The sequence below is a fragment of the Erysipelatoclostridium sp. An15 genome (assembly GCF_002160675.1).
GTDB classification, from domain to species: domain Bacteria; phylum Bacillota_I; class Bacilli_A; order Erysipelotrichales; family Coprobacillaceae; genus Thomasclavelia; species Thomasclavelia merdavium.
This window is the reverse complement of record NZ_NFLA01000092.1, coordinates 1-3,535: the sequence shown is the minus strand read 5'-3', so window position 1 is coordinate 3,535 and position 3,535 is coordinate 1. Positions and strand designations below refer to the sequence as shown.

The window sequence follows — 3,535 nt, the reverse complement described above, 5'->3', positions numbered from 1 at the left end:
AGCCAGCCCCAGCTATTGTCCACATAGAAGTCAAGCTGGTAGTTTTCCAGCGGGTACTGTGAATACAGGTTGTCCGCATTGACCGTATCATCAACCAGCCCCGTGGCATGAGCCACCGTACCGAATAGGGAGAGGAACACGACAGAGGTAAAAATGACTATCAGAGCAATCTTGAAAAAACGAAAGAGCTTCTTTCTTGTCAGAAGCCCCTTTATCTTATCTTTCATCACTCCACCTCGCTTTTCACGGGCGGTCTGGTATCAAAGGCGTGCAGTAATTCTTCAAAGACAGGGTGTATCTGCACCACGCCCACACGCCCGTACAAATCTTGAAGCAGGCATTGTCCGTTCTCCAAGTCACGAAGTCGTTTCTGGTTGTTCTCGTCGTCCTTGTCGATACCGAAAAATTCAAGGGTCTGCTTTATCTCGTTGATGTCCGTAGAACGGAAAGCGAATTTCAGACCGATATTGTTCTTTAGGCTCTCTTTAGACACGTCCCCAGAGGATTGCGTAACAAAGTACACGCCAGCCTGCATAGCACGTCCCGCACGCACCAGCTTGTTTGAGAGGGTTTCGCCCTGTGCCACGTTGAGGAACGCCCACGCTTCATCTAAATCCACGATTTTAAAAATGCTTCTGTCACTGTGGATAAAATCAAGGGCAAAGGTACTAATGACAATCAGCATAGCCACGGACAGCAGTTCAATGGTCGTGTATTCCTCAAAGGTCGTGTCCTTGTCGGGAAGTACCAAGTCTGCCACCTGTATGATGTTGAGCTGGTTGTCCAAGCTGATAGCGTTAGACACCGAACCGTCGGAAAACAGCAGATGTGCAAAGTCATAGTCCGTAAAGCTGTCGATATGGTCGGCAATGTTGCGGGCTATCGCCGTGTCCTCTCTGCGTAGCTCGTCTATCACATGGAGAAGTCCTCGCTGATCGCTCTGGGTCACGGCTCGCACCGCTTTTCTAAGGACAGGGAATTTCTCGCCGTCCCTAGAGGAAATCCCCGTAAGGAATGTGAGAATGTCTATCGCCAGACTTTCAGCGTCCTTTACATTCTTCATAATCACGAACGGGTCAAGAAGCCCAGCGTTCTCCTTGTCGCTGGTAAGATTGACGATATTGATTTCATGGGCTATCTCTGGAAGCGTTTCTTTCCAGTTGCCACGCTCGCTCTTAGGGTCGAGAATGACCGCCTGTCCCCCGAACAGAACGGAATAATAGACAATCAGATTGTTGCAGAACGATTTCCCACCGCCCAGCGAACCGACAAAAGCGGAAGCCAGAGCGTTTGTGACCGTCCCTTTCACGCCTTGACTGGCAAGAGAGGGCTGTAAATAGACGTTTCTTCCTGTATCTACGGAATAGCCGATATAGATACCTGTATTTTCGCCAAGCTGTTGTGTCGCCCCGAAGCCAAGTCCCGCCAGAAAGTCGGATTTCACATACTGCACATAGTCATTGATATAACGCTTGCTGGCGGGAAGAAATTCAGAGTGAAGCCCCAGCATATCCCCAGCGGGACGAACTAATTTTACATTGAGGTCGTCGTAGAAGTCCTTGACCTCATCACAGCGTCGTTTCAGCTCGTCAAGGTCGGGAGCTGATACCCTTATCACATAGGAGAGCTTATACATACTTTCCTTGCTCTGGTCTAAGTCGGTTTCCAGCTCGTCCACGCTGTCCAGAGCGTCCACCACATTTGAGCTGGTTTCACTCCCAGACTGATAGGCGTGATTGTCCAAATCTTTCAGTTCTTTCTTCTTGTTGCGGACAGTCGATAACGCTTTTCTGTTCCCGACAATTTCCACGTTCATACTTGTGTCCACAGGAAAGGTGAACTGCTGTTGCTGGAAATAGAAGATTTCCGACGACGGGAAATCCAGCTCGCCCACAATGGCATTGACGGTAAAGTAGGACACGAAGCTCTCGCTGTCCTCATGTTCCAGTCGCAAGTATCGCTGGCTTTCCTCTATCAGACAGCGGGTAGGACGGATAAGGTCGTACTGCTTGATAAGCGTTGCCTTTTTCAGCTTCTTCTTTGGAAGCGAATACTCATAGTCCTCATACGCCACGCCGTCCCTGCCGTAGATATGCTCGATAAGATAGCCGAAGTCGTTCTTGTCCAAGCGTCGGAACTTGAAACGGCGGGAGATTTTATTTTCCAGCAATTTCTCCATTTTCATGTAGCGGTTGATTTCATCATCTGGCATGGAGATAAAGTCATTCATCAGCGTATGGTTGACCTCGTTCAAGAACTCTTTGAATGTCATAAAAGCTGACTTCTTCATGCTGTCCAGACTGACTTTTTCCTCGGTCACAATGAGCTTGAAGCCGATAAAAAAGCGGTAGTCCACTTGATTGTCGCCAATCATGGAAACAAGGGCTTCCGTCTGTTCATCTATCTTCTGTATCGCCACATCACGAAGTCGCCCCGTCACCAATCTTTTTGACTGCTCCTGTATGCTTCTTACGGAGCTTTCCGTCGCTATCTGCAAGGCGTGTATCTTCCCCTCACGGGACTGTGCGATAAGCTGACGGAAGCTGTCATGGACGATAAACTTCTGTTCTGCTGACAGAAAAGAATAGTTATACGGTATCAGCTCATAGTAGGCGAATACCTCATTGTCCTTGTTCCAGACAAGGTTGTTGTCGATATACTTAATCGGGAACATACATCACACTCCTAACCGCCGTGACAGGTTCACTGAAAACTTCCTTTTCCAGCTTCACGGCTTTTCCTGCATAGGTTACTTTTGGTCGCAAGGCAAATGTAATCTGAGATTTCAAGAAGCTGTAAGGCTTCTTGCCGTCAAAGGTCTTTTGGCTCATAAACCATGTGAGGGCAACGGGAATACCAAAGTATTTCAGAAATGCCCCCTCGATAAGCGATAACGGCGGTAAGTCCCCTAAGAGAATGACGGTAAACTCTGTGATGACAAACCACGTTATCTGGGTAAAGGTAACGGGAAACGGGAGAGTAAAGTCATTGATTGCGTATAAGACTTTCTCCACGTTCCAGATACCCGTGTAGCTCTTAATCTTCTTCAATTCGTTTCAGCTCCTTTCGTTGTAATGGAAAAGGACAGCCATTTTTCAGACTGTCCTTGATAGAAAAAAGCTGGCAGGTAGCGACCTTGCCTGTCGCTGATCTGTCAGCTCTAATATGGTATCTCGCATATCCCACGGCTTGTTTCAATGAACGTCCCCTCTATGGATAAGTCCCTGCCGTATGCTTCATAGTCGATATAGTTCTGCAACGGTAGCGGTATCTCGCCCAGCACTTGTAACTCGTCAATGAAGTAATAGGCAATGTCTGTCATGTCGTCACAGTCTGGATAGAAATAAATGTCGTCCTTGTGTTCGTAGACTTCTTCCAGACTTCCATAGTGGGAAACAAACTCGTCCAGAGCGTCTGTGATATAGTCGGGAAGCTCACAAATCATCTCGTACATCTCATTGAGTTCTTGAATGGAGATATACTCCCCGATTTCAATAGGGAAGTTGTCGGTATCATGGACAGCGTATTCCTCATA

Annotated in this window: 4 protein-coding genes and 1 pseudogene; all 5 read right to left on the bottom strand. The window is 47.7% G+C overall.

What is annotated here, in order from left to right; all coding sequences use genetic code 11:
* Positions 1-227, bottom strand: a pseudogene (locus B5E92_RS15010) (YtxH domain-containing protein); the annotation flags it as partial.
* Entirely contained in the window at positions 227-2,674 is a 2,448-nt protein-coding gene (locus B5E92_RS15005; RefSeq protein ID WP_087303495.1) for an ATP-binding protein, read from the bottom strand. The gene B5E92_RS15005 and the pseudogene B5E92_RS15010, both read right to left, overlap by 1 nt.
* Positions 2,661-3,050, bottom strand: a complete 390-nt coding sequence (locus tag B5E92_RS15000) for a conjugal transfer protein (protein WP_010817899.1) — start codon at positions 3,048-3,050, stop codon at positions 2,661-2,663. The genes B5E92_RS15005 and B5E92_RS15000 overlap by 14 nt, the downstream gene beginning before the upstream one ends.
* Entirely contained in the window at positions 3,037-3,198 is a 162-nt protein-coding gene (locus B5E92_RS15750; RefSeq protein WP_204245295.1) for a hypothetical protein, read from the bottom strand. The genes B5E92_RS15000 and B5E92_RS15750 overlap by 14 nt, the downstream gene beginning before the upstream one ends.
* Positions 3,161-3,535, bottom strand: a 375-nt coding sequence (locus B5E92_RS14995) for an antirestriction protein ArdA (protein WP_143357603.1), incomplete at its 5' end; no start/stop codon positions are given. The genes B5E92_RS14995 and B5E92_RS15750, both read right to left, overlap by 38 nt.

What these genes read in the sequence shown, in the direction of transcription:
- B5E92_RS15005 (WP_087303495.1), bottom strand. Translation starts at nt 2,674, where the DNA reads ATGTTCCCGATTAAGTATATCGACAACAACCTTGTCTGGAACAAGGAC.